At 66.9% G+C, this 20,617-nt stretch carries 18 protein-coding genes; 5 read left to right on the plus strand and 13 right to left on the minus strand.

Going from position 1 to position 20,617, the window contains the following annotated elements:
• The coding region (locus BM228_RS22415) for a transposase (RefSeq protein ID WP_139234161.1) at positions 1 to 275 on the plus strand (275 nt) is incomplete at its 5' end.
• A gap of 381 nt (positions 276 to 656) precedes the next feature.
• A complete protein-coding gene (locus BM228_RS36125) occupies positions 657 to 851 on the plus strand; it encodes a NepR family anti-sigma factor (protein WP_425284983.1) in 195 nt (64 codons plus the stop codon).
• Here BM228_RS36125 and BM228_RS22425 read toward each other — a convergent pair.
• The 10 genes from BM228_RS22425 to BM228_RS33960 all read right to left on the minus strand — a co-directional run bounded on the left by BM228_RS22425 (position 848) and on the right by BM228_RS33960 (position 13,529).
• Positions 848 to 4,129, minus strand: coding sequence for a PAS domain S-box protein (locus BM228_RS22425; protein ID WP_092044096.1), 3,282 nt, complete (start codon positions 4,127 to 4,129; stop codon positions 848 to 850). The two genes, BM228_RS36125 and BM228_RS22425, sit on opposite strands and share 4 nt — an antisense overlap.
• A 204-nt stretch (positions 4,130 to 4,333) precedes the next feature.
• Positions 4,334 to 6,040: a sensor histidine kinase gene (locus BM228_RS22430; protein WP_092044098.1), complete on the minus strand. Its 1,707-nt coding sequence runs from the start codon at positions 6,038 to 6,040 to the stop codon at positions 4,334 to 4,336.
• A gap of 638 nt (positions 6,041 to 6,678) precedes the next feature.
• Positions 6,679 to 7,212 carry a GAF domain-containing protein gene (locus tag BM228_RS22435; RefSeq protein ID WP_092044099.1) on the minus strand — a complete coding sequence of 178 codons (534 nt, stop codon included), beginning with the start codon at positions 7,210 to 7,212 and terminating at the stop codon, positions 6,679 to 6,681.
• Positions 7,209 to 8,972, minus strand: coding sequence for a PAS domain-containing hybrid sensor histidine kinase/response regulator (locus tag BM228_RS22440; protein WP_092044101.1), 1,764 nt, complete (start codon positions 8,970 to 8,972; stop codon positions 7,209 to 7,211). Before BM228_RS22440 ends, BM228_RS22435 begins: the two co-directional genes overlap by 4 nt.
• Positions 8,956 to 9,288 (minus strand): circadian clock KaiB family protein, encoded by a 333-nt coding sequence (locus tag BM228_RS22445; protein WP_243960452.1) that lies wholly within the window; start codon positions 9,286 to 9,288, stop codon positions 8,956 to 8,958. The genes BM228_RS22440 and BM228_RS22445 overlap by 17 nt, the downstream gene beginning before the upstream one ends.
• Positions 9,285 to 9,638 (minus strand): circadian clock KaiB family protein, encoded by a 354-nt coding sequence (locus BM228_RS22450; protein WP_092044103.1) that lies wholly within the window; start codon positions 9,636 to 9,638, stop codon positions 9,285 to 9,287. The genes BM228_RS22445 and BM228_RS22450 overlap by 4 nt, the downstream gene beginning before the upstream one ends.
• Entirely contained in the window at positions 9,635 to 11,323 is a 1,689-nt protein-coding gene (gene kaiC, locus BM228_RS22455) for a circadian clock protein KaiC (RefSeq protein WP_092044104.1), read from the minus strand. Before kaiC ends, BM228_RS22450 begins: the two co-directional genes overlap by 4 nt.
• Positions 11,313 to 11,510: a YlcI/YnfO family protein gene (locus BM228_RS22460; protein WP_092044106.1), complete on the minus strand. Its 198-nt coding sequence runs from the start codon at positions 11,508 to 11,510 to the stop codon at positions 11,313 to 11,315. The genes kaiC and BM228_RS22460 overlap by 11 nt, the downstream gene beginning before the upstream one ends.
• A gap of 632 nt (positions 11,511 to 12,142) precedes the next feature.
• Positions 12,143 to 12,898 (minus strand): Crp/Fnr family transcriptional regulator, encoded by a 756-nt coding sequence (locus BM228_RS22470; RefSeq protein WP_092044109.1) that lies wholly within the window; start codon positions 12,896 to 12,898, stop codon positions 12,143 to 12,145.
• A gap of 430 nt (positions 12,899 to 13,328) precedes the next feature.
• Positions 13,329 to 13,529 (minus strand): hypothetical protein, encoded by a 201-nt coding sequence (locus tag BM228_RS33960; protein WP_139234162.1) that lies wholly within the window; start codon positions 13,527 to 13,529, stop codon positions 13,329 to 13,331.
• A 133-nt stretch (positions 13,530 to 13,662) separates the two neighbouring features.
• On the opposite strand from BM228_RS33960, the gene BM228_RS22475 reads away from it, so the two are divergent.
• Positions 13,663 to 14,208, plus strand: coding sequence for a PAS domain-containing protein (locus BM228_RS22475; protein ID WP_167367793.1), 546 nt, complete (start codon positions 13,663 to 13,665; stop codon positions 14,206 to 14,208).
• A 1,078-nt stretch (positions 14,209 to 15,286) separates the two neighbouring features.
• On the opposite strand, the gene BM228_RS22480 is transcribed toward BM228_RS22475, so the two are convergent.
• The 3 genes from BM228_RS22480 to BM228_RS22490 all read right to left on the minus strand — a co-directional run bounded on the left by BM228_RS22480 (position 15,287) and on the right by BM228_RS22490 (position 17,326).
• Positions 15,287 to 15,547, minus strand: a complete 261-nt coding sequence (locus tag BM228_RS22480) for a hypothetical protein (RefSeq protein WP_139234163.1) — start codon at positions 15,545 to 15,547, stop codon at positions 15,287 to 15,289.
• A 14-nt stretch (positions 15,548 to 15,561) separates the two neighbouring features.
• Positions 15,562 to 16,155 (minus strand): hypothetical protein, encoded by a 594-nt coding sequence (locus BM228_RS22485; protein WP_092044113.1) that lies wholly within the window; start codon positions 16,153 to 16,155, stop codon positions 15,562 to 15,564.
• A 139-nt stretch (positions 16,156 to 16,294) separates the two neighbouring features.
• Positions 16,295 to 17,326, minus strand: coding sequence for a hypothetical protein (locus BM228_RS22490; protein WP_092044115.1), 1,032 nt, complete (start codon positions 17,324 to 17,326; stop codon positions 16,295 to 16,297).
• Positions 17,327 to 18,060: 734 nt separating this feature from the next.
• Here BM228_RS22490 and BM228_RS22495 point away from each other — a divergent pair.
• Together BM228_RS22495 and BM228_RS22500 are read left to right on the plus strand one after the other, a co-directional pair.
• Positions 18,061 to 18,606, plus strand: a complete 546-nt coding sequence (locus BM228_RS22495; protein WP_092044116.1) for a hypothetical protein — start codon at positions 18,061 to 18,063, stop codon at positions 18,604 to 18,606.
• Between the two features lie 685 nt (positions 18,607 to 19,291).
• Positions 19,292 to 20,029, plus strand: coding sequence for a hypothetical protein (locus BM228_RS22500; RefSeq protein ID WP_092044117.1), 738 nt, complete (start codon positions 19,292 to 19,294; stop codon positions 20,027 to 20,029).
• Positions 20,030 to 20,617 lie beyond the last annotated feature (588 nt).

Raw genomic sequence — 20,617 nt, forward strand, 5'->3', positions numbered from 1 at the left:
CAGAGATGCGGCGGATCAAACGCTGGGTGCACGAGGACGTGCTCGATGCGATGCAGGAGCGGCTCGACCGGATGCCAGACGCGATGAAGATCCGTCGCCAGACGGTGGAGCACCCATTCGGCACACTGAAGGCCTGGATGGGAGCAACACACTTCCTGACCCGGACCTTGGCGAAGGTCAGGACCGAGATGAGCTTGCAGGTTCTGGCCTACAACATGAAGCGGATGATCCAGATCTTCGGGGTCGGTCCGCTGATGGCGGCGATCCGGGCCTGAAGGCCACCACTTCGCTCTGCGACACTCTCAGGACCTTCGCCTTGAACCTAAGGGATCTGCGTTCTCACACGGCCTCGGTCGGAAGCAGCCTGTATTTCGAAACCATTCTCTGTCCGTTCGATCCCTGGCTATCTGCCTAAGCTGACTCTATCGAACTGATGAAAGCTATGAGGATGTTTTTCCGCGCTCATCCGACCCGCTTCGACGCAGTTGTGCTCACCATGTCACAAGCGTCAGCTTTCGCCGGTTAGCGGGAACGTAATGGCGTCGGCCCATTTTAACGCAGATCCTCGCAACCTTCGGTCGTAGGAGCCACTTGGTGTGACAGAGCGAACGCCCCCGATTGGGCCGGCGATGATCGACCTTGAAAGTCCCCTCCCCATGCCAGGACCCCAGACGCACTGGGTTCACTCCAGCTCCCCCCATGCGATCCAGCGTCACCTCGGCCGCAATCTTCGGCAGGTCTACGCCGCGCTCCCGTCCGAGCCGGTGCCAGAGGCTATGGCCGCACTGCTCCGTCGGTTGGATACCACCCAGAGCCAGCGTTTCTCTGATCCGGACGCTACCGAAGATTAGACGAGCGATCCCAGATCGTGGGCCTGCAATCCGCTGAGCGGCGCCGTGATCGTACAGGCCACCCCCGTCGGCGGGTAGGCGAGGTCGACCACCCCGCCAAAGCTGCCGGCAAGCCCGCGACCGATCAACCGCGTGCCGAAGCCCGTCCGTGTCGGTGCGACCACAACCGGGCCGCCGACCTCCCGCCAGCTCAGCACCATCTCCGGCTCGTGCATCTCGGATCTGATCTGCCAATCGATCGTGACCTGCCCTGCATCGGTCGACAGCGCGCCGTACTTGGCCGCGTTGGTCGCGAGTTCGTGCAGGATCAGCGACAGGGAGAGGGCCGCCCGCGCGCCTACCGCGACCGGCGGACCCGCGATCACGAAGCGATCGGGTCGATCCCGGTGCAGCTCCAAGGCATTCGTGATCAGGGTGTCGAGTGCGGTGCTGCCGATCTCACCGCCGAGTAGGAGGTCATGCGACTTGCCCAGGGCGACGAGCCGCCCGGCGAGCACCTCTTTAGCGGTGTCCATGTCGGTGGCTGTACGCATGGTCTGCGTGGCGATGGCTTGCACCATCGCCAGCACGTTCTTCATGCGGTGGCTCAGCTCCTGGTTGAGCAGCCGCTGCCGGTCCTCGGCCTCGACCCGGGCGATAGCCGCGCGGGCGCGATCAGCGACGCTGTGCAGGAAGGCCACCTCGTCGGCGCTCCACACGTGCGGCGTCGCCTTCAGCGCGAAGAACAAAGCCACGAAGCGACCGCGCTCCATCACCGGCAGGTTGACTAGCGCGCGCGCCTCCATGGCGGCGAACGTGTCAGCCGCAGCCGCCGTGCGCGCGTCGCGGGCGAGATCGGCGATCAGCACGGTCGCGCCGGCCTGCAGATCGTCGATGTACGAGCCATAGTCGCGGAACCTGTGTAGGCCGGTGATCGCCGCGACGCCGGGCATGCTCCAGCCCCGTGTGATCACGATGGTCTCGCGGCGCTGATCGACGGCGCCGTATCCGGCGTGGGACAGATCGAGCGTCTGGCCCATGATCTCGGCCGCGGCTCCGATGATCTCCGAGCGCTCGCTCAGGTCCTTGAGGCGGTCGCCCAGCGCGACGAGCGCCGCCTGACGTAGGGCATCGAGCTTGCGCGCGGTGATGTCGATCGACACCCCCGGATACCGCAGCGGACGGCCGGCCGCGTCGTGGTAGCAGCGCCCGCGGGCATAGACCCAGCGCACGCTGCCGTCCGCCCGGAGCAGGCGGTACTCCTCGGCGAACTCACCGGCGTTGGCCAGTGCCTGCTCGATCTTCGCACCCACCCACGCCCGGTCGTCGGGGTGGATGCCGTCGATGTAGCCGGCGATCGAGGTGCCGACCGCCGCCGCCGCGGGATCGACCGAGTACAGCTCGGCGAAGCGCGCGTTGGCCACGATCCGATCGTTGGGGACGTCCCAGTCCCACCAACCGATGGCGCCGGCCGCCTCGAACGCCAGGCTCAGGCGCTCCTGGCTGATGCGCAGCTCCTCCTGCGCCGCCCGCTGAGCGGTGATATCACGGGCGACGCCGGAGAAGCGCGCCGGCCCTCCGGCGTCGTCGTGCTCGATCTCGCCCTTGCGCGCGATCCAGCGGACCTCGCCGGTGTCCGGCCGGCGGATGCGGTACTCGACGTCCCGCGGCGCCGCGCCGCTGCTGCGTGAGCGGGCGGTGGAGATCAGGTGCTGATCCTCCGGGACGATCAGTTCCTCGAACGCCGTCGACAGGTACGCCTCGCGCTCCGGCAGGCCGTACAGGCGGCAGAACTCCGGGCTCGGCCGCAGGATGGCGTCGGCGATGCCGATCGAGAACACCCCGACCCCACCCGCCTCCTGCGCCCTCTGCAGACGCACCGCGGTATCCCGCAGCGCATCGGCATTGCGGCGCTGCTCGGTGCGGTCGCGCAGGATCTTGACGAAGCCGATGGCCGCGCCGGCTTCGTTGCGCAACGCCATCATCTCGCCGTTGGCCCAGAACCGCTCGCCGCTCTTCCTCAGGTGCCAGCGCTCGTCGATGCCGCGGCCCACGGTCAGGGCGCTGTGCATCTCCTGGTCTGGGATCCCGGCCTCACGGTCTTCGGGGGTGAAGAACACGTCGGCAGGCTTCCCGCAGACGTCGCTCGGGGCCCAGCCCAGGATCCGGGTAGCGCCGGCGTTCCAGTCGATGACGTTACCCTTCAGGTCGAGCACGATGATCGCGTAGTCGATCGCGCTCTCGAACACGGCGCGGTAGCGCGCCTCACTCGCCCGCACCGCGCGCTGCGCCGCGATCTCGCTCGCCTCGGTCAGCCCGACGGTGGCCAAGCCGGCGAAGCTTCTGACCAGTTCGAGATCGCGCTCGGTGAACACGTCGGGTTTGCTCGACTGCAGCTTGAGCACGCCGAGCACCTTGCCGCCACGGTTGACCGGCGCGTGCACGGCCGAGCGAAGGTCTATGAGTGCGCGAAGATCGGCCTTCACCCGCGGGTCGAGCAGGGCATCGGCCAGCAGGATCGGCTTGTTGGCCCGGGCGCAGGTGCCGGACGTGCTGCCGTCCAGCGGCACGCGCACGCCCCGATGCTGGGTCAGGGTGCCGCCGACGGTGCGGTACTCCAGCTCCTCGCCGTCGAGTAATTCCAGGACGCCGCCCTCGGCCGCGGGCACGGCGCGCATCGCCCCTTCGATCAGGGCGTCGAGGATGGTGTCGAGATCGCCGCCGCTCGCTGCGATCGCGTCCTGGGTCTGGCTGTAGGTGCGTCGCTGCTGCGTCGCCACCCGCTGTTCGGCGAGCAGGCGCTCGCGCTCGCTCAGGGCACGACGCAGTTCGAGTTGGTCGACGACCTGTTCGGCCAGCCGCTCTAATCCTTCGAACTGCCCCGGTGTCAGTCCCTCCGGGCGCGGCTGCCGATCGAGCACGCACAGCGTGCCGAGCACCGCGCCCGCGGCGGTCCGCAGCGGCATGCCGGCGTAGAAGCGGACCCCGCCCTCGGCGACGGCCGCGTTATCAGCATGGCCCTCCTCGCGCGTGTCGTGGATGATGAGCGGCGCCTCGGCCTTGACCACCAGCGGACAGAACCCGACGTCGAGCGGCGCCTCGCAACCGCCGTCGAAGCCCGCTCGCGCCTTGAAGAACTGCCGCCGATCGTCGACCAGGGTCACGAGCGCAGTCGGCACCCCGCACAGCAGGGCCGCGATCCTGGCGAGATCATCGAACCCTTTCTCCGATGGCGTGCCCATCACCGCGTAATCGGCCAGGGCGTGTAGACGGTCGGGCTCAGGAGGGGCGATCGTCATGCGTCCGCGGAGGGCGACGGGGGAAGGATGCTGAGCACGGCCGAGATAGACCAAGCTGAGCTGTAGCCCGAACAGCTACCCCCGCCAAGCTACTGCCGCGGCGGCATGATTTGTCTCCGATCGTTATCGCTTCCGTTGTAGCTATCCCTGGGGTGCCACGGCGCGGTGAGCCCGCGGCTCATCACCCTCACCGGTGGGGTGAGGCTACCGCGTCGGCGCGAGCATACGGCTGCCGACCTCGGCCAGCGGCACATCGATCCGGCAACGCAGGCCGTCCACGTCGAAGTCCAGATCGACGTCCCCGGCCAGCTCGCGCCCGACGCCGCCGGCGATCAGCCGCGTCCCGAACCCGCGGCGCGCCGGTGGGGCAACGGCCGGACCGCCGCTTTCCCGCCAGGTCAGGCGTAACCACGCCGCTCCCGTCTCGCTTCGATCCACCCGCCAGCTTACCTCGACCCGACCGTCCGCCGTCGACAGCGCCCCGTACTTGGCTGCGTTGGTCGTCAGCTCGTGCACGGTCATGCCGAGCGCCAGGACGTGGCGCGGCGGCAGCGCCACCTCGGGCCCGTCGAGGACGATGTGGTCACACCCGGCGCGGTAGGGTGACAGCTCGTTCTCCAACACCTCATTCAAGGTGGCGCCGCTCCAGTCCTCGCGGGTGAGCAGGTCGTGGGTCTTCGACAGGGAAAGGATGCGCGCTTCGAGTTGCACCGCCTGTCCCTCACCGCCCTTGGCCGATTGGCGCGCCAGCGACTGCACGGTGGCGAGCGTGTTCTTCACCCGGTGGTTCAGCTCGTGCAGCATCGTCACCTGCCGCTCCTGTAGGGCATGCCCGCGCCGGATCTCCTCGCGCAGCTCGCCCTCGTTGCGCTGGAGCAAGGCGGCCATCGCGTCGAGCTTGTCCCCGAGCCGCCCGAACTCGCTGGCGCCGCCCAGACCGGTCCGCGCGGTCAGATCGCCCGTCTGCCAAGCGGTGGAGGCGCGCAGTAGGCGGTCGAACGGGCGACGGATGAACAGGCGCCCGGCCACGAGGGCCGCGGCAAGGGCCATCGCCACACCCAGCCCGATGAGGATCGAGCCTCGGTGCGCCGCCGCATCGACGTCGGCGAAGGCGACGTCGCGGTCGCGCCCGACCGTGACCCAGGCCCGCACCGCCGTCCCCCGCGGGCGGACGTTGGCGAGGATGCGCGCACGCCCGTCGATGCCGAAGTCGAGGCGCACACCCTCGCCCCGGCTCGCCAGCAGCCCCATACGCTCGGCGGGGACCGGCTTGCCGACCCAGTCGGTCCCATCCGGCTTGCGTACGATGATGACGTTGTCCTCGTCAGCGATGGTGAGCGACGTGCTCGGCAGCCGCAGTTCCTGTTGCAGGTACTGCGACAACCAATCGAGATCGACCGCCGCGACCAGGACGCCGTCGATGGCCCCGCCCGCGCTGCGCAGGGGCTGGGCGAAGTGGACCGAAGCCCTACCGGTCGCAGTCCCCCGCGCGTAGCCGCCCATGACGAAGCCGCCCTCGGCCAGGGCGCGGCGGTGATAGGTGCGCTCGGCGTTCGAGTAGGCGCCGGGCTGCGAACCGACGCTGTTGCACGCGAGCGATCCGTCCGGGCGGGCCAGAGCCAGCAACAGGATGTGCGGCAGCCGGGCGGCGGCACGGCGGAGATAGTCCGTGCACGGGACGGCGTCGAGGCTGCGCACGCTCGGGTCCTCGCCGACGAGGTCCAGCGCTTGGTGGACGCCGTCGGCGAACTGGGCGAAGTCATCGGCGACGGCCCGGGCAGTCGCCATCGTGTCGGCGCGCACGGCCTCGTCACGCGCGGCGCGCAGGTCACCCTCGTTGTAGCCCTGGATCGCGAGTGCTGGGGCGAGGGCGAGCAGCACGAGGAGCAGGATGCGGGTGGTCAGGGACATCGAGATGCCCGGCCGACAGGATTTAGGGGCAGGTGGCATCTCTCCGACCGGCCACGAGCACGGGTGGGCAGGCCGATCCTGGATAGGTTGCGGTCCGGCGGGGGAAAGCTGGGGTGGGACGGCATCAGCTCGGCCGCAAACCCATCGATCGCGGTCGAGGTCATCCGTGCGGCCTGTAGCGCCTTCGTCTACGAGCGCCAAGCACGACCCAGAAACCTTATGGTCGCGTAAACGGCAGGACGACTGCGACGCAACCCCAACCAAACCAAAAGAGCGGTCTCATACCGTCGATCATCAATGGCAAGGTCAAGTTCCGGCTATGCAGTTCCATTGAGCTTGCCCTATTGGAACGGCCACATTCCAGCGGGATAGTTCTAGTCAGCGAGCCCTATTGGAATACAACGGCAGGTAGCGCGATCGGTTGTGTACGAAAAATGATGGTTTTCCCGACATGCCCAAGCGCTAGATTTCGACCTATAGCAGTCCTCAAGTTTCGCGTGGCCATGCCCAACGGATGTGAGAAATAACGAACGACTTTGAACTGCTGCGCCACTCAGCAGTCTGGAGCGTAATGTTGGGATAGGGCTTTTGGAGGAAACGGTGCAGCCGGTGCTGGCCTACGCGGTGGTGGCATCGAACTACTGCGCAGCGAGTTCGCGTGTACGGTCCGCCAAAGCCCGCCGGAGGTTAAGCTGCTCCATGACTTGGCCAGCGAGGGCCTGGAGGCATTCTCGCTGCTCAGGCGTCAGGCCGGTCCGTCGAGCTACAGTGTCGATGACGCATAACGTCCCAAGCGTGTGTCCCTTTGGCGTAAGCAGGGGGGCACCGGCATAGAAGCGGAGATGCGGTTCCCCCACGACCAGAGGGTTCTGGCGGGTACGCGCGTCGAGCGTCAGATCGGTGATCACCAGCAAATCGGTACGACCTAAGGCATGGGCGCAGATGGACCCGCTGAGTTCGGTCCCCGTCAGCTCGAACCCGGAGCGCGCCTTGAACCACTGCCGGTCCTCGGCGACGAGGCTTACCAGTGCCACCGGAGCAGCACAGAGCACGCGCGCCAGCAGCACGATGTCGTCAAATCCCTTCTCGGGCGGCGTATCGAGCACCGCATAGCCATCAACCGACGCGATGCGGTCCGGATCTGAGACTTCAACCGGCGTTCGATCGGTCACGAAGGCGGCACTTTCTGCGTAGGGCCCGAGGCGCTGTTTTCGCCAATGATCCGGCGCAGGACGCGCGAGAGCTGATCGGCCGAGTACGGCTTGTGCAACAGCTCGAAGCCGTGGTCCCCGTCGCGGGCGAGGACGTGGCTGTAGCCCGAGGCCAGTAGTACGGGCAGGCTCGGCAGCCGATCCCGCAGCTTCTCGGCCAAGACGATCCCGCCCATGCCCGGCATCACCACGTCCGAGAACACCGCGTCAAAGCCGCCGCCATCTGCCCCCAGTCGTTCGAGGGCATCCTCGGCGTTCGCTGCCCAAACGGGATCGTAGCCGAGGTCCTCCAGGATCTGCGTCGCGAAGCGACCGACCTCAATGTTGTCCTCAACAACCAGGATGCGCCGTCCGCCACCGTGTGTCGCTTCTACGGGGGCCGGCGACGTGATCGCCGCGCCCGCAGCAGCTTCGACCTCCGGCAGGTAGAGCGTGAAGGTCGTGCCATGCCCCAGCGTGCTCTCGACGTCCACGTCCCCGCCGGACTGCTTGGCGAAGCCGAACACCTGGCTCAGCCCTAGCCCCGTCCCCTTGCCCACCGCCTTAGTCGTGAAGAACGGCTCGAAGATCCGCGCGAGGTACTCCTCCGGCATGCCCGTGCCGGTGTCGGTGAGCGATACGGCGGCGAAGGCTTTGCGCGAGCCGACGTGCCCGCGGATCCCCGGCATCGGCAAACCGCCAGTAAGGCGTAGCGTCAGGCAACCTTCGCCATCCATCGCGTCGCGGGCGTTCACCGCGATGTTCACTAGCGCCGTCTCGAACTGGCTGCGGTCGCAGCGCACGAAGCACTCCACCGTGGCAACCTCGACCACGACGCGGATACGGGCGCCGGTGATCGTGTCGAGCATGTCGGCCACCTCGTGCAGGCAGGCTCCCACTTGGAACGTCTCAGGCTTGAGCGCTTGGCGCCGCGCGAAGGCCAGCAGCTGACCGGTCAGCTTGGCGGCGCGGTCCACCGTGTCGGAGACCGCGTCCATGTACCGAAGGCGCCGTTCCTCGGGCAGCGACGGTCGGCGCAGGAAATCCACCGACGATCGGATGATGGTCAGCAGATTGTTGAAGTCGTGGGCGATGCCGCCGGTGAGCTGGCCGATCGCTTCCATTTTCTGAGCCTGCCGCAGCGCCTCCTCGATCCGCTCGCGCTCCATACCCTGCGCCTTGAGCTGGGCATTGGCCTCGGCCAGCTCGTGGAGATGCTGCCGCTGCTCGGTCAGGTCGGTGAGGACGCCGCACAGCAGGGCCGCGCCGTCGCCACGCTGTAGGCGGCTCAGGGAGACATGCACCGGCAGATGCGACCCGGCGGCCGACCGCAGGCAGACCTCACCCCGGGCCGCGCCTGTCCTGTTGGCTTCTTCCAGTAGCCGCACCAGCGCTGGTCGCTCCTTCGCGTCGATGAACTCATGCAGGAAGCGCCCGATCAGCTGTTCCGGAACGCTCGCGAGCATCGCGGCGACCCGGGGGTTGCCATACAGTAGCGCCCCATCCGCGCCGAGCGTAAACGCCCCTTCCTGGATCTGCTCGATCAGCACGCGGTAGGGACGATCGGCGTTCTCCAGCGTGTAGACCTGCTGCCCGCCGCCCGGGGCCTGGACGACGACGGCGTCGAAGTCGCCCCGCCGGATCGCGGCGAGCGTCTCCTCGCTCTCCTCTAACCGTGCTTCGAGTTCACGGATGCGAGCGCGAGCTTCATCGAGTGTGGTCGGATCAGATCCTGGGATCATCGCCGCCTCCAAGAGGCGGGAAGATGCCGAGCCCGCGTAGCACGCGAGCCTCGTCCGAGAGATCTCCGATAATCCGTCGTAGGGGCTCGGGTGTCAGCTTGAGCAGCGTCGGCGCCGCGACGACCTGATCAGCCTCTGCCAACTCCGGCTGCTGGTAGATGTCGACGATCACCAGGTTGTGCCGGTCGGCAAGGTGCTGACGGCAGATCCGGCGCAGGTTCTCGATCGTGCGCTGCGAGCGCGGGCTCGTGCCGGCGATGAACAGGCGCAGCTGATACTCGGCCGGGTCCGGGCCCTCTGCCCCACCGGTGCTCAAGGCGCGCCGGACCCTGCGGAGGCGCGCGGGCGGATGTCGAGGCCGACCAGCACCTTCTCGGTGTTCGACAGGTCGCCGATGATCCGCTTAAGCGGGGCGGGCAACCGACGGACCAGGGTCGGGATTGCCAGGATCTGATCGCCCGCTGCCAACTGCGGGTTCTTCAGTAGATCGACCACCTCGATGTCGTAGCGCCCGGCGAGATGCTGCTCGCAAACCCGCTTGAGGTTGGCCAGCGCGGCCATCGACTTCGGGGTTTGGCCGGCTACGTACAGGCGAAGATGATACTGCCCCGGATCACCATCCTCTTCCGAGACGGGATCGCCGGCATGTGAGGTTTGCTCGCTCATTCGGCCGCACTCCGGCGACGGGCGATGTCGGTGCGCTCGCTCGACAGCAACGTCTCGCGCGCCACGTCCTCGTCGAGGAGCAGCGTCTCTTCCTCTTCCGCGGTCTCCAAGCTGGCCCGCAGCTCGGCGATCTGCCGCTCGATCGACAGCCGCCGCCGGACCACGTCGCGCTTGCGCCGCTCGCTGTCCTGCCGACGGCGCAACGCGGCGGCCTCCTCCTGCGCCTCCTGCACGATGCGGGCGGTCCCGGTCAGTACCCCGGCCGGGCCAATGTAGGCATCCACGAGCTTCAGCCCGGCAGACGACATCTGGAACTCACGCACCTGGTTCGAGTGGCTCATACCGCGGGCCTTGATCACGTAGAGCGTGCGCGAGCGCTCGCCGTTGGCCTCGATGTCCTGGAGCTTGATCCACACGTCCATCAGCGAAGATAGGCCGAGATCGCCCGATTGCCCGAATGCGCCGTCGGTGCGCAGGGACGTGAACACCGCGGTGATGCCGCGGGCCTTGAGCATGTCGACCATGCGCAACAGCGTCGCCTGCAGCTCGACCTCGGGTCCGCGCAGGGCCGAGATCGGGTCGATCACCACGACGCTCGGCCTGAACTGCTCGATGTCCCGATGCATCCGGGCGAGATGCATCTCCAGTCCGTACAAGCTTGGTCGCGCCGCCTCGAAGCGCAGCAGGCCGGTATCGACGTGACGGTGCAGGTCGAGCCCGACCGACCGCGCGTTGCGGCAGATCTGCTCGCCGCTCTCCTCGAACACGAAGGACATGCAGCGCTCGCCGCGGGTGCAGGCGGCGTCGATCGTATGGCTGCTGATCGTCGTCTTGCCAGTGCCGGCCGAGCCGGAGATCAGCACACTGGCGCCTTGAAACAGGCCGCCGGGGCCGAACATCGCGTCCAGGCTCTCGACCCCCGTGGAGACGACCTCGTTTGAGACGTCGTAGCTCAGATCGGCGGCGGTCACCGGCAGGACGCTGATGCCCTGCTCATCGATCAGGAACGGGTACTCGTTGGTGCCGTGGGCTGAGCCGCGGTATTTGACGATGCGCAGGCGACGCGTGGTGATCTGGTCCTCGACGCGGTTGTCGAGCAGCACGACGCAGTCCGAGACGTACTCCTCGAGCCCTTGGCGGGTGAGCTGTCCCTCGCCGCGCTCGCCGGTGATGATCGCGGTCAAGCCGCGGTCCTTGAGCCAGGCGAACAGCCGGCGCAGTTCGGAGCGCAGCACCGCTGCATCGCTCAGCCCGGCGAACAGGGTCTCGATCGTGTCGAGGACCACGCGCTTGGCCTTGATCGTGTCGACGGCGTAGCCGAGGCGGATGAACAGGCCTTCGAGGTCGTATTCGCCGGTCTCCTCGATCTCGCTGCGTTCGACCTTGACGTGATCGACGGCGATCTTGCCGGTTTCCACGAGCCCGTTGAGGTCGTATCCCAGCGAGGCGACGTTGGCTGCGAGATCCTCGGCGCGCTCCTCGAAGCTCATGAACACGCCGGGCTCGTCGAACAGCGTGGCGCCGTTCACGAGGAATGTGGTGGCAAACAGCGTCTTACCGCAGCCGGCGCTGCCGCAGACCAACGACGGCCGCCCCGCGGGCAAGCCGCCGAACGTGACGTCGTCAAAGCCGTCGATACCGGTGCGCGCCTTGGGCAGGGACGCTGTAGTGCGTTCAGAAGTCACGCGGTCGTTCCCTGCTCTGCTGTGCGCAGTCCTGTTCGCGTGCGACGAGGGCTGGCATGACTTCAGCGATGCGTTGGCGCAGCGCAGTCTCGATGAAATTGGTGAGCGTGCGGTTGTCCTGGCGCGCGCACTCGCGAGCGGCAGCCAGCACCTCCGGGTCGATCCGCAGAGCGATCGGGGTCTTCATCACCGCCTTCTCCCAAACGCATCAGAACGCAGGCCGCTTACAGGCTTGTATCGCAAGCGGCAATACGCCCCAAAGTTGACGGCAGTGAGATAGGTGATCCGAAGGGCGCCACTCACGGGTCACGGTTATTGTCCGTTGGGGAATGCCCCAAAGGACAAGGGTTCTCATGCGCCCAGTGCAAGGCCACGAATTGACGGTCTGCGAGCGACCGGTTCCGACCTATTGCTGGCTTGGGAAGGTCCGCTTCCAGGCTGACAAGGGCCAAGGACCCACGATTGGGTTGGGTGGTTTGCTGCCTGTCTGCTTTCGAGCAGCAAGTACGTGAAGCTGACCTTCGACTATCGCCTCTGAGGATGATCACCCCCATAGGCGGTGCCGCACCCAACGCGCTGCGTCTTCAAGGGTATCGAATACGGGCGCACGCACTCCCGCAAGCCGTCCTAGTCCGACCTCCATGAACCACGCTCCAGGCCGCTCGTGTTCGGGCGTATCGAGACGGACCAACAGGGCGACCAGCCGACCGTTCACCATCACCAGCATGCCGGCCTGGTCCGGGCTCGCCGTATCGATGGAGATGGGCTGGAGAACGACCAGGGTCTCGACGTTACCCCGGTCTGCCAACGCTACCTACCCTAGACGCTCTTCAGCCACGGCACCTGCCGGCGGCCACTCCAACGCGCGTTCCTGAGGTGGAGGTAGTTGGGATTGAACCCGCAGTACGCCTTGAGCTGATCGACGTCCAGGATCGTCAGGAGCCGGCCCTTCAAGGTGATCAGTTCAAGCCGGCGCAGTTCTCTGAGCGTGCGGTTCACATGCACGTCAGATAGGCCCATCGTATCGGCGATCTCGGTTTGGGTGAACGGGAACTGATAGCTGTTGTTGTTTACGTGCCCCACGGCTTCCAGACGTAGCAGCAGCTCACAGAAGAGATGCGCGATGCGCTGATCAGCCGGACGGTTGCCGATGTTAACTAGCCATTCGCGCAGCACGGCCTCATCCACCAGGGCGCACCACATCATCGCCCGCGTCACCCGTGAATTAATCGCCATGATTTCTTCGATGGAGTGGCGAGGGATCTCTACGATTTGGCAGGCTGAAATCGTGCTGATATTGTGGTCCATCTGGTCAAGGATGAACACGTTCAGATCGCAGAAGTCGCCCGGCACGAAGATAGATATGATCTGGCGCTCGCCATTCGGCAGGACCTTGTAGCGACAGGCGTAGCCGCTGAGGATGAGGTTCACATTGCTGGGAACGTCACCTTCCCGGATTAAGTCCTTCCGGGCCCCCACCTGCCTAACCCTGGGGACGAGCGCCCGCAACGCCTTGCAGTCGGCGTCGGTCAGTTCCTCGAAGCTCTCAAGCTTCCGTATCAGCGCATCTTGCATTGGACCACGGCAGCGAAGGGCGATCTGCCTCCCTACGTCCGGTGTGAGACAAGAAACCCCGTCATATGATGGATATGGTCAGCTGGCGGCTAGTAAGTGACTGAGGTTGTTATGACTGTACGCATTCGGACGCACCGAACCGCAGCCTCAGCGCTTCTGACCGGGTGAACATCCGCTTATGAGCGGAGGGCGAGGGTCCGGTTGCGACCCGAAGTAGGCCTTGGGAATGTTCGCTTCCAAGCACTTCGTAAGATAAAGCCGCGCGACCAATCAAGACAGGGGGACGGCGCGCTAGCCGCCTTCTATGATCAACATTGATCCCACGTACCCAAGAGAACTTCGAATGAGTAGTAGACAGCAGCCGCGAACCGAACGCCGCCCCAAAATAGCGAGTACTCGCGCCCGTGACAGTATCTTGCTATGTTTTGTGCTAAATGAGGCCCTGGATGGCATCCAACGCATCTTCACGCAATCTATCAGTAGTAAGCTGCTCCCACAATTGTAGCATTCGATCGGTTTGCTCAAATTTTATAAAATCTTCGCCAAAGCCATACAAGTCATCTATGGATATGCGAAGCGTATCTGCAATCCGCTTCAAACTCTCATGACGAGCGTCTTTCTCGTTGAGCATATTGCCCTCCAAAGATCGTCGGTCGTGTGCGGTCGTAGGGGGTACCATCCCGCTTGGTTGTAACGCGAACGACTTGTGCGTTCAAAGGTTGTGTCAGCATGTTGGCCCGACCGAACTGAGGCGGGAGGTGCTGGTGATCTTCACGACCGACGCTCAGGGCGAAGTCACGTACATCTGCCTCGAATGGTTCTCCTACGCCGGGCAGACACGTGAGGCCGCGTACCGGGACGGCTGGACCACGTCAGTCCTGGAGAGCGACCAGAGTGCTGTCAGGGCCATCCTCGCGGAGGCTGCCCAAGCACAAGCCGAGTTCAGCGTCCGGTTCCGCATTCGGTGCGCGAACGGGTCGGTGCGGTGGCTGGCGGCTGGAGGCGTTCCCTCATTTGGACCGCCGGGGCGCTCGTTCCTCGGCTATCTCGGGTCCATGATCGAGTTTGCTCCGACCGAGGCGACTGAGATTGCAGCGTATGGCGGCATCGAGAGGTTCGTTCCACCGCCGACACACGTGGCCACACGGGCCGTGGCACCGCTCGACACCATCGCGGATCACCTCATCATCGTGCACGCGCTGATGGAGCAGCACGACGTGATGTCAGGTCTGAAGGAGGTCAAAGGCGCATTGTTTAGGGTCGGTCAAGCGTTGGCCCGTGGAGATGGATCGCGGTCGCAGGTCAACTGAGTGACTGCAACCTCGTGTCCCGCTTCAGGCGCACCTTGCTCACTACTTCGTTGGCTTTGACGGCGGTCGAGGCGGGACGCGGATCTGGACGAGTTTGCCGGTCCGAGGGTCGAGCACTACCACCATGTCATGCCCCCTACGATCAGATGCTTTACTTCAACACCAGGCGGAACACAGCCTTGATCCTCCGGGCGGTCGCTCACGATCATCGTCGCCCGGCAGTGCATGCTACGATACTATGCAACTTATAGTTGTAAAGTGCGTAGGCGCTCAACTAATGCAATAAGGCAAGGTTTGGCCCTCCGGGAAGTTCGGTTGGGGTGTAAGCCTCGCAGCCGTGCGTGCCATGGGTTGGAAACCGAACGTCCGCTTCGGGGCGAAGGGCGAAGGTCTGATTGCCACCCTGATCGGACCTCAGTCCTATCACCCGTTCTGTCGGTTATCCGATCGTCTTCCCGACAAACGCTGGCCATGCATGTTGCACCCGCCGAGGCTGCCGGTTTTTGTAGGAAAACCGCGTCGGAAATTTAAACTTCGAAAAAACGTGTCCGTCGGCAGCCGGCGGCGAGAACGTTGCGATGTCCGGTTTAGCACCTCGCGCAACCGAAAGCCGCCAGACCGCTTTCGGCCACCTTCGGTCATTCTGGTTCGATCAGACCTCCAGCAAGCGGACGTTCTGGATGTCTGAGATGGGTCAAAAAGTACAGCATGCCCGCAACGTCGTGTTGGTATATGGGCGTGCTTCTAAGTCGTTGGCGTCGGCATCACGGCCGTGGCCTTCGCCAACGCCTGCCTCGCCGAGGTAGTCCGCGTGGGCAGTCGGCGGCGAGCTGATCCGAGCGACCGCCAGCCTCGAAGCAGACCGCGCCGGGGTCGACCGCTTCGCCACCGTGACCCGCGGTTCGCCTCACCGGCCGCCGGTTCGGAACGGAGCCGGGCGGCCCCGCGTTCGACGGCCAGCCGATGCGGGGACATCCGCGAAGGTTCCGCCGTGACCCCGCTCCGTTTGCTTCCGCGCGACCCCGGTGTGGACCGATCGGTCACGAACGTCGGGTTTCAGGCCTCCGCATCGATCACGTCACCCCAAGCCGCGGCTGGGACGCGTTCCCAGGGGGACCGGCGGGGGCGTGCCGTGCGGATCGGCCGCCCCCATGTCGGCATACAGCTCGAGCCTTCGCAGCAGCGCCTGCAGCGTCGCCCTCGTCTTGGCGAGCTCCCTCCCGACCATCGGGGTGTCGGATGGCGATGGGACGACCGTGTCGAGCAGGCGCGACACCTCCATCAATCCTTCCCTGGCGGACAACGCCGCGATGCGTCGATCTTCCGGCACGTCACCCATCTGCCTCGGATCCCTCATCGATCCGCCCGCATAGGGCGAGGTCGTCCCGCCTCGAAGAGAGCCAGCACGAAGGAACGCCAAACCGCGGGCGGATCGTCAATATGCGGCGTTTGGCGCACCGGTGGGTTCCCCGGAACGGCGCACCGGCGGCCCGGCTTCCCCGGCGTCAGGATCGCGTCGATCGCACCCTCGAAGGCGACCGGATCGAGGATCGAGGCCGCGCCCACCACGGTCGCGTGCCCCAGGGCGGCGACATCCTGCCCGCTCGGGGCGCCGGTCCGGTCCAACGAGGCGCGGATGGCCTCCATCGCCGCGACGATGACGTCCCGTCGCCGCCGCGCCGGCACGCGGGCGCATACGGCCCGCCTGGCGTCGACGGACATCCCGTCGCACGCGATCCGCAGCCAGCGAAGGTCCGCATGGACGAAGCCCAGGCCTTGCAGGACGTAGGCGTCCCCTTCGGAGGCCAGCAGGCCGTCCAGCGTCCGCAGGGCTGAGCTCGCGGCCGCTAGGTTTCGGCCCAGCCGGATGACCTCCTCGGCGATCTCGGGGCTCGCCCCTTGCGCGAGTCGGCCGAGATACTGGTCCAGCGTCCAGGGAGGCGGCATGATCGTCGTCGAGTGCGTCCAAGAGGAAGTCGGCCTGCGGATGCCTCCAGGATAGCGATTCGTTCGGATGCCGGTACTCCCGGGAGGTGCGACGGCCATCCCCGGCGGACCGGCGATCGGGGGGCGTCGCCGCGCCCGATCAGATCGGGCCCATGCTCGGCGGATCGTCGTCGGAAGACGCCGAGGGCGCGACCCGCGCCGGACGGAGCGGGGACGGGCGATAGCCGAGGTCATCGAGCAACCGCGCCTTCTCCTCGGGCGAAGGGCCGCCCGATGGCGGGTCGACGAAGACCAGGGCATGCGGCCGATGCCCGTCGAACAACTCGGGCAGTTCATCGGGCCCAACTAGATGACCGACGCGCGAGTTCGGGTCGGCGAGGAGGAGCGCGGCGAAGATCGTCAATTCGACGCCGTCGTCGAGGCTCGTGGAATATACACCGCGCATCGTTTCCTTGACGGCGTGGGCCGCCCGCACGGTGGGCAGCAACAGCTCCCCTTGCACGGTCGCCTCGTGCCAGAACAGGTAGAAGCACCACCGGCCGAGGATGCCGTGCTCGCCGAGGCAGGGCAGCCAGCCGCCGTCCACGTCGACGACCGGATGTCGCGCCTCGTGCCGAACCAGGAGGTCGACCTGCAGGGTGTCGCCGACAGTGTGGTCGACCTTCGCGAGGGGGAACCGTCTCGCGCGCTTGGCCTGCAGGAAAGCCACCTTGTAGCGATCGCCGCCGAGGCCGACGACGAGCGCAAAATCGGCCCCCAGGCTCGGCTCGAGGCGATCCGAGGCGAAATCCGCCCAGTAGACCAGGCCGTAGGAACCCTCGGGGTCGTCCACGTCCTCCAGGAGCCTGAAGGTCCGCAGCGTGCTCGCGAGGTGGCCGAAGAAGCCCGTGTTCCTGGCCACCTCGTTGAGGCCATGTTGCCCGGATGTCAGCAGAAGATCCTGGACGGCCCGGGCGATGGCCCAGAACAGCAACGCCGTGGCATGGGCGTCGCGCGGCGACGGCGCGATGAACGTGGCCGGTCGCACGAGGCGTTCGAGGTAGCCGCCCCGCTCTTGGGCACCGCCGTCGCGGACGGTCCCGTCGAGCGCCGGCGAGAGGAATCCGATGAACCCGGCCACGTCCCGGGTGAGCCGGTCGAGCGTCGGATAGCCGACCTCGTAGCGCTGCATCAATTCGACCGTCTCCGCGATCAGGCGTCGTACCGCCGGGGCGAAGTCCGCGAAGTCCCGTTCCTCGTGAACCGCCCTGTCGCCCTTTCTTCGCCGGGATCCCGGAACGCCGCTCCGTCGGGCCTGGATCGCCCGTGTGGCGAAACCACGGTCCGGCTTCGCCCCCGCCGATCCGGGGCCGCCCGGGCATCGGGGGACGCGCCGTTCCGTCGGGCGCATCCAGGCCCGGCGCAAGCCCATCCGGCCTGGGCCGCCCGGGCCGGTCGGCGCAGCCACGCGCGGACCCGGGACACGCAGCAGAGTCGGTTAGCCGTCCCGCGGCACGGGACCGGACCCGCCGCCGCGGCGGCGCGCGAGGTCGGTTGAACCCGGGGGCCCAGGCCGACGCGGCCGCTCGGCAGGTTCGGCGCCGTCGGCCGAGGCGCCGGGTCTGGCTTGTCGGGCAAATCCTGACCTGCCGCGCCCGGCGTGAAGGCGTGCTGCCGGAGCGGTTCGAACCCGCGGCGGATGGCCGGCCGGCGGGGGAAGCGGATCGGGGAAGCCCAAGCCGCGCTCGTCGATCGCCCTTGAAGGCCGCTCCCTCCGACCCGCGGGAGGGGCGACGCGTCAGGATCGTCACGACCAGCATGGCGGCAAGCTGTCATGCTGGCGGGCATCTATCCTCAACCAGCGATGACATCTTAACAGCTTGCTGTCATGCTGGCTTGCTGCTGTCGCCAAGGAGGCCTCGACCCGTGTCCGCATCCGATCGCGCGCCCGAAGGCGGCAGGCGCCCGGCCAACGCCAACGCCAAGGTCATGCTCTACGTCGCGCCGTCCGTTCATAAGGCCATGGCGCAGGTCGCCCTCGACGAGGACCGATCGACGAGCTCCGTTTACGTCGAGGCGGCCCAGGCCTTCCTGGAGGCACGCGTGAAGCGGGCCGCGCCGGAGCATGCGGCCGGGGTGGTCCCAGGGGCCTCCACCGTTACCGAACTTGCGGAGGCGATCGAGCGTCAGGGCAGGCGCATCGAGGAGCTCCATGCAGCGATCGGCCTCGGTCGGGGCGCCCCGCCGCAGGGCGATCGACCGCCCGCCGGGACGAAGGCCGCCGAGGCCATGCGGGTGATCCTGGGGATCGTGCGGGCGGCCGGGGCCCCGGGCCTCTCAAGCCTGCACCTGGGCGCGGCGATCCGCGCGGCCGGCCTCGTGCCGGGGACGGCCGAGACCGCCAAGGCCGTCCTGAACGGGGCCGGGCTCGTTCGGTTCGAGGGTAGGCGGTGGTACGTCGACGGCGCCTGACGGCCGGCGGGATCCGGTTCGCTGACGCCGGCCGGCGTCATGACGGCAGGGCGGCTTGATCGCCGGTGACGACTGTGCCGAGCGGTAGGCGGAGCCTCGATATGGGCTGCTATGCTGTCATGCCGTAGGCCTTTGCCGCCGATCGCGGTCGCCTCTCCGGCGACCTTTGGCTTCGGTGCCCCCAATCTCCGACGGTAAAGGCGAGGCAGGCGCCCGTCCGGCCTGGCCATGACGAGCTGCCGCCGGGCCATCGTCATTCGCGGCCCCAATCGGGAAGGCCCGGGATGGACCGGACCGGTGACGGGCGCGACGCGGGCTGATCCGACCATCGCCGTGATACGGCGCGATCGTCGCGCACTCGGGGCGCGCATGCCTGCCGGCATCGGCCGGCCCGACACGGGCGCCCGCGCGGCGGCCACGGACCGAGCCCCCGCCGCCCCGCCTCCCGCGTCCAAGGGTGTCTGATCGCCCCGATGCGCCATCGTCCGGTCCGGTTGCAGGCGGGCCCTTCGGCGACACCGTTCGGGATCGCCGGTCGATGCCCGCGCAGGTCAGTCGCCCCCCAAAGGGCAGGGCAGGGCCATGCCTTACCTGGACGGTGCCGCCTGCGACCGATATCCCCTCTCGCTCCACGGCGCGGGCGCCCTGGGCAGCCACGTCACCCCGTACGGGCAGGAACTTGTCGATGGCGATCGGGCCGGAAGGAATCCAGGGTCCCGCGCAGATCGAGTTCCGCTTCCATCGGGACGGCAAGCCATTGGAGCTTGATGGTCTCATCGATCGGACATTCCGGATCGAGCGCTTCAGGGGCCTCGTGCAGGCGACCGTCGCCTTCGGCTTCTGGTTGCAGGACATCCCGGCCTTCACCGACAGGGGCTGGCTGCTGGCTCGCCGACATCTTGAGGACTTGCGGCTTCTGGAGTCCGGGTTGCGGCACCATGATGTCGCGGCGGTCGCGCTTCATCTGATGGCCACGGAAATCGCCTCCGGGGCCGATGAGGACTGGCCGTACGTTCCCCGCCTGCGCTTCGACTTCGTCGGCGCGTATCGCCTGAACCCGACCGGCTTCAGGTTCCAGGTCCATGGGGCGCCGTACGCCCTGCTCATCCTGGCGGGGATCTGCGGTTGCACCGCAGCCTACAAGGAGATGAACGCCGTCACCTGCGAGGAGCTGGTCCATGCGGCCGAACGCGAACAGATCGCCGGGCTGGAAAGGATGCACCGTCGCGAGGGGCGTTGGACGGCGAGCCTCGCCGAGAGCCACGAGCGCGTCGTCCAGTCATCCAGGCTGGCGACGCGGGAGTGCCACGTGCTCTTCCCGGACGTAGACATCGACATCTCGTTGACCCCACGACCCCACTTCGAGGTCAGGATCAAGCAGCGCCCCGAGAATCCGACGCAGCATCCGGTCCCCGGGCGCTAGGGGTGCCGAGGGCTTCGAGGAGCGCCCCGGACAGGGGTAGGGCCGGCCGAAGCCCCGCCGCGCCTCCCGCCCTTCCGCTCTTCCGCTCTTCCGCCAGGAGAGCCACTGATGGATGTCCGGCACCGACCTGATCGATCCGTCAGCCGCCGGATGATCGGCGGTCCGGTGGTCACCCTCGATGAAGGCCTTCAGCTCCTCCTCGTCGATGAGGCCGCGGCTCGCCAGGTACTCCACGACCGCCCCGAGCGACTGGACCGTGCGAGCCGCGCCCCGCTCCAGGCAGGCGGCGACGATATCTTCCTGGATCGCCAGCCTCATCTCCAGGTGCTTGACGCGTTCTGCCAGCGCCTCGGTCAACGCGGGGACCGCGGCAGGGGCGCCCGCGTTTCCGGGATCGGGGCGATCGGAAAGGGAGGCTTGAGGTCGGGGCATTCCGAATGGTCACCCGCCGGGCGATTCGCGGCAAGCTCGAATCTGTCCGACCATCGGTCGCGCCCCATCACGTACGACGTCGCCGATCGCCGCCCGTGCACGGTGGCCTGCATCCGTCGTTCCGCCTTGGTTAAAGGTGTGGTCGCCGGCATTCCA

Origin of the sequence: Methylobacterium pseudosasicola, assembly GCF_900114535.1 — a bacterium.
Classification (GTDB): Bacteria; Pseudomonadota; Alphaproteobacteria; order Rhizobiales; family Beijerinckiaceae; genus Methylobacterium; species Methylobacterium pseudosasicola.

Excerpts from the sequence above, each read along its gene's own strand:
- BM228_RS36125 (WP_425284983.1), top strand. The coding sequence starts at position 657 with ATGCCAGGACCCCAGACGCACTGGGTTCACTCCAGCTCCCCCCATGCG.
- BM228_RS22425 (WP_092044096.1), bottom strand. The coding sequence starts at position 4,129 with ATGACGATCGCCCCTCCTGAGCCCGACCGTCTACACGCCCTGGCCGAT.
- BM228_RS22430 (WP_092044098.1), bottom strand. The coding sequence starts at position 6,040 with ATGTCCCTGACCACCCGCATCCTGCTCCTCGTGCTGCTCGCCCTCGCC.
- BM228_RS22440 (WP_092044101.1), bottom strand. The coding sequence starts at position 8,972 with ATGATCCCAGGATCTGATCCGACCACACTCGATGAAGCTCGCGCTCGC.
- BM228_RS22450 (WP_092044103.1), bottom strand. The coding sequence starts at position 9,638 with ATGAGCGAGCAAACCTCACATGCCGGCGATCCCGTCTCGGAAGAGGAT.
- BM228_RS22460 (WP_092044106.1), bottom strand. The coding sequence starts at position 11,510 with ATGAAGACCCCGATCGCTCTGCGGATCGACCCGGAGGTGCTGGCTGCC.
- BM228_RS22470 (WP_092044109.1), bottom strand. The coding sequence starts at position 12,898 with ATGCAAGATGCGCTGATACGGAAGCTTGAGAGCTTCGAGGAACTGACC.
- BM228_RS33960 (WP_139234162.1), bottom strand. The coding sequence starts at position 13,529 with ATGCTCAACGAGAAAGACGCTCGTCATGAGAGTTTGAAGCGGATTGCA.
- BM228_RS22480 (WP_139234163.1), bottom strand. The coding sequence starts at position 15,547 with ATGGGTGACGTGCCGGAAGATCGACGCATCGCGGCGTTGTCCGCCAGG.
- BM228_RS22485 (WP_092044113.1), bottom strand. The coding sequence starts at position 16,155 with ATGCCGCCTCCCTGGACGCTGGACCAGTATCTCGGCCGACTCGCGCAA.
- BM228_RS22490 (WP_092044115.1), bottom strand. The coding sequence starts at position 17,326 with ATGCAGCGCTACGAGGTCGGCTATCCGACGCTCGACCGGCTCACCCGG.
- BM228_RS22500 (WP_092044117.1), top strand. The coding sequence starts at position 19,292 with ATGGCGATCGGGCCGGAAGGAATCCAGGGTCCCGCGCAGATCGAGTTC.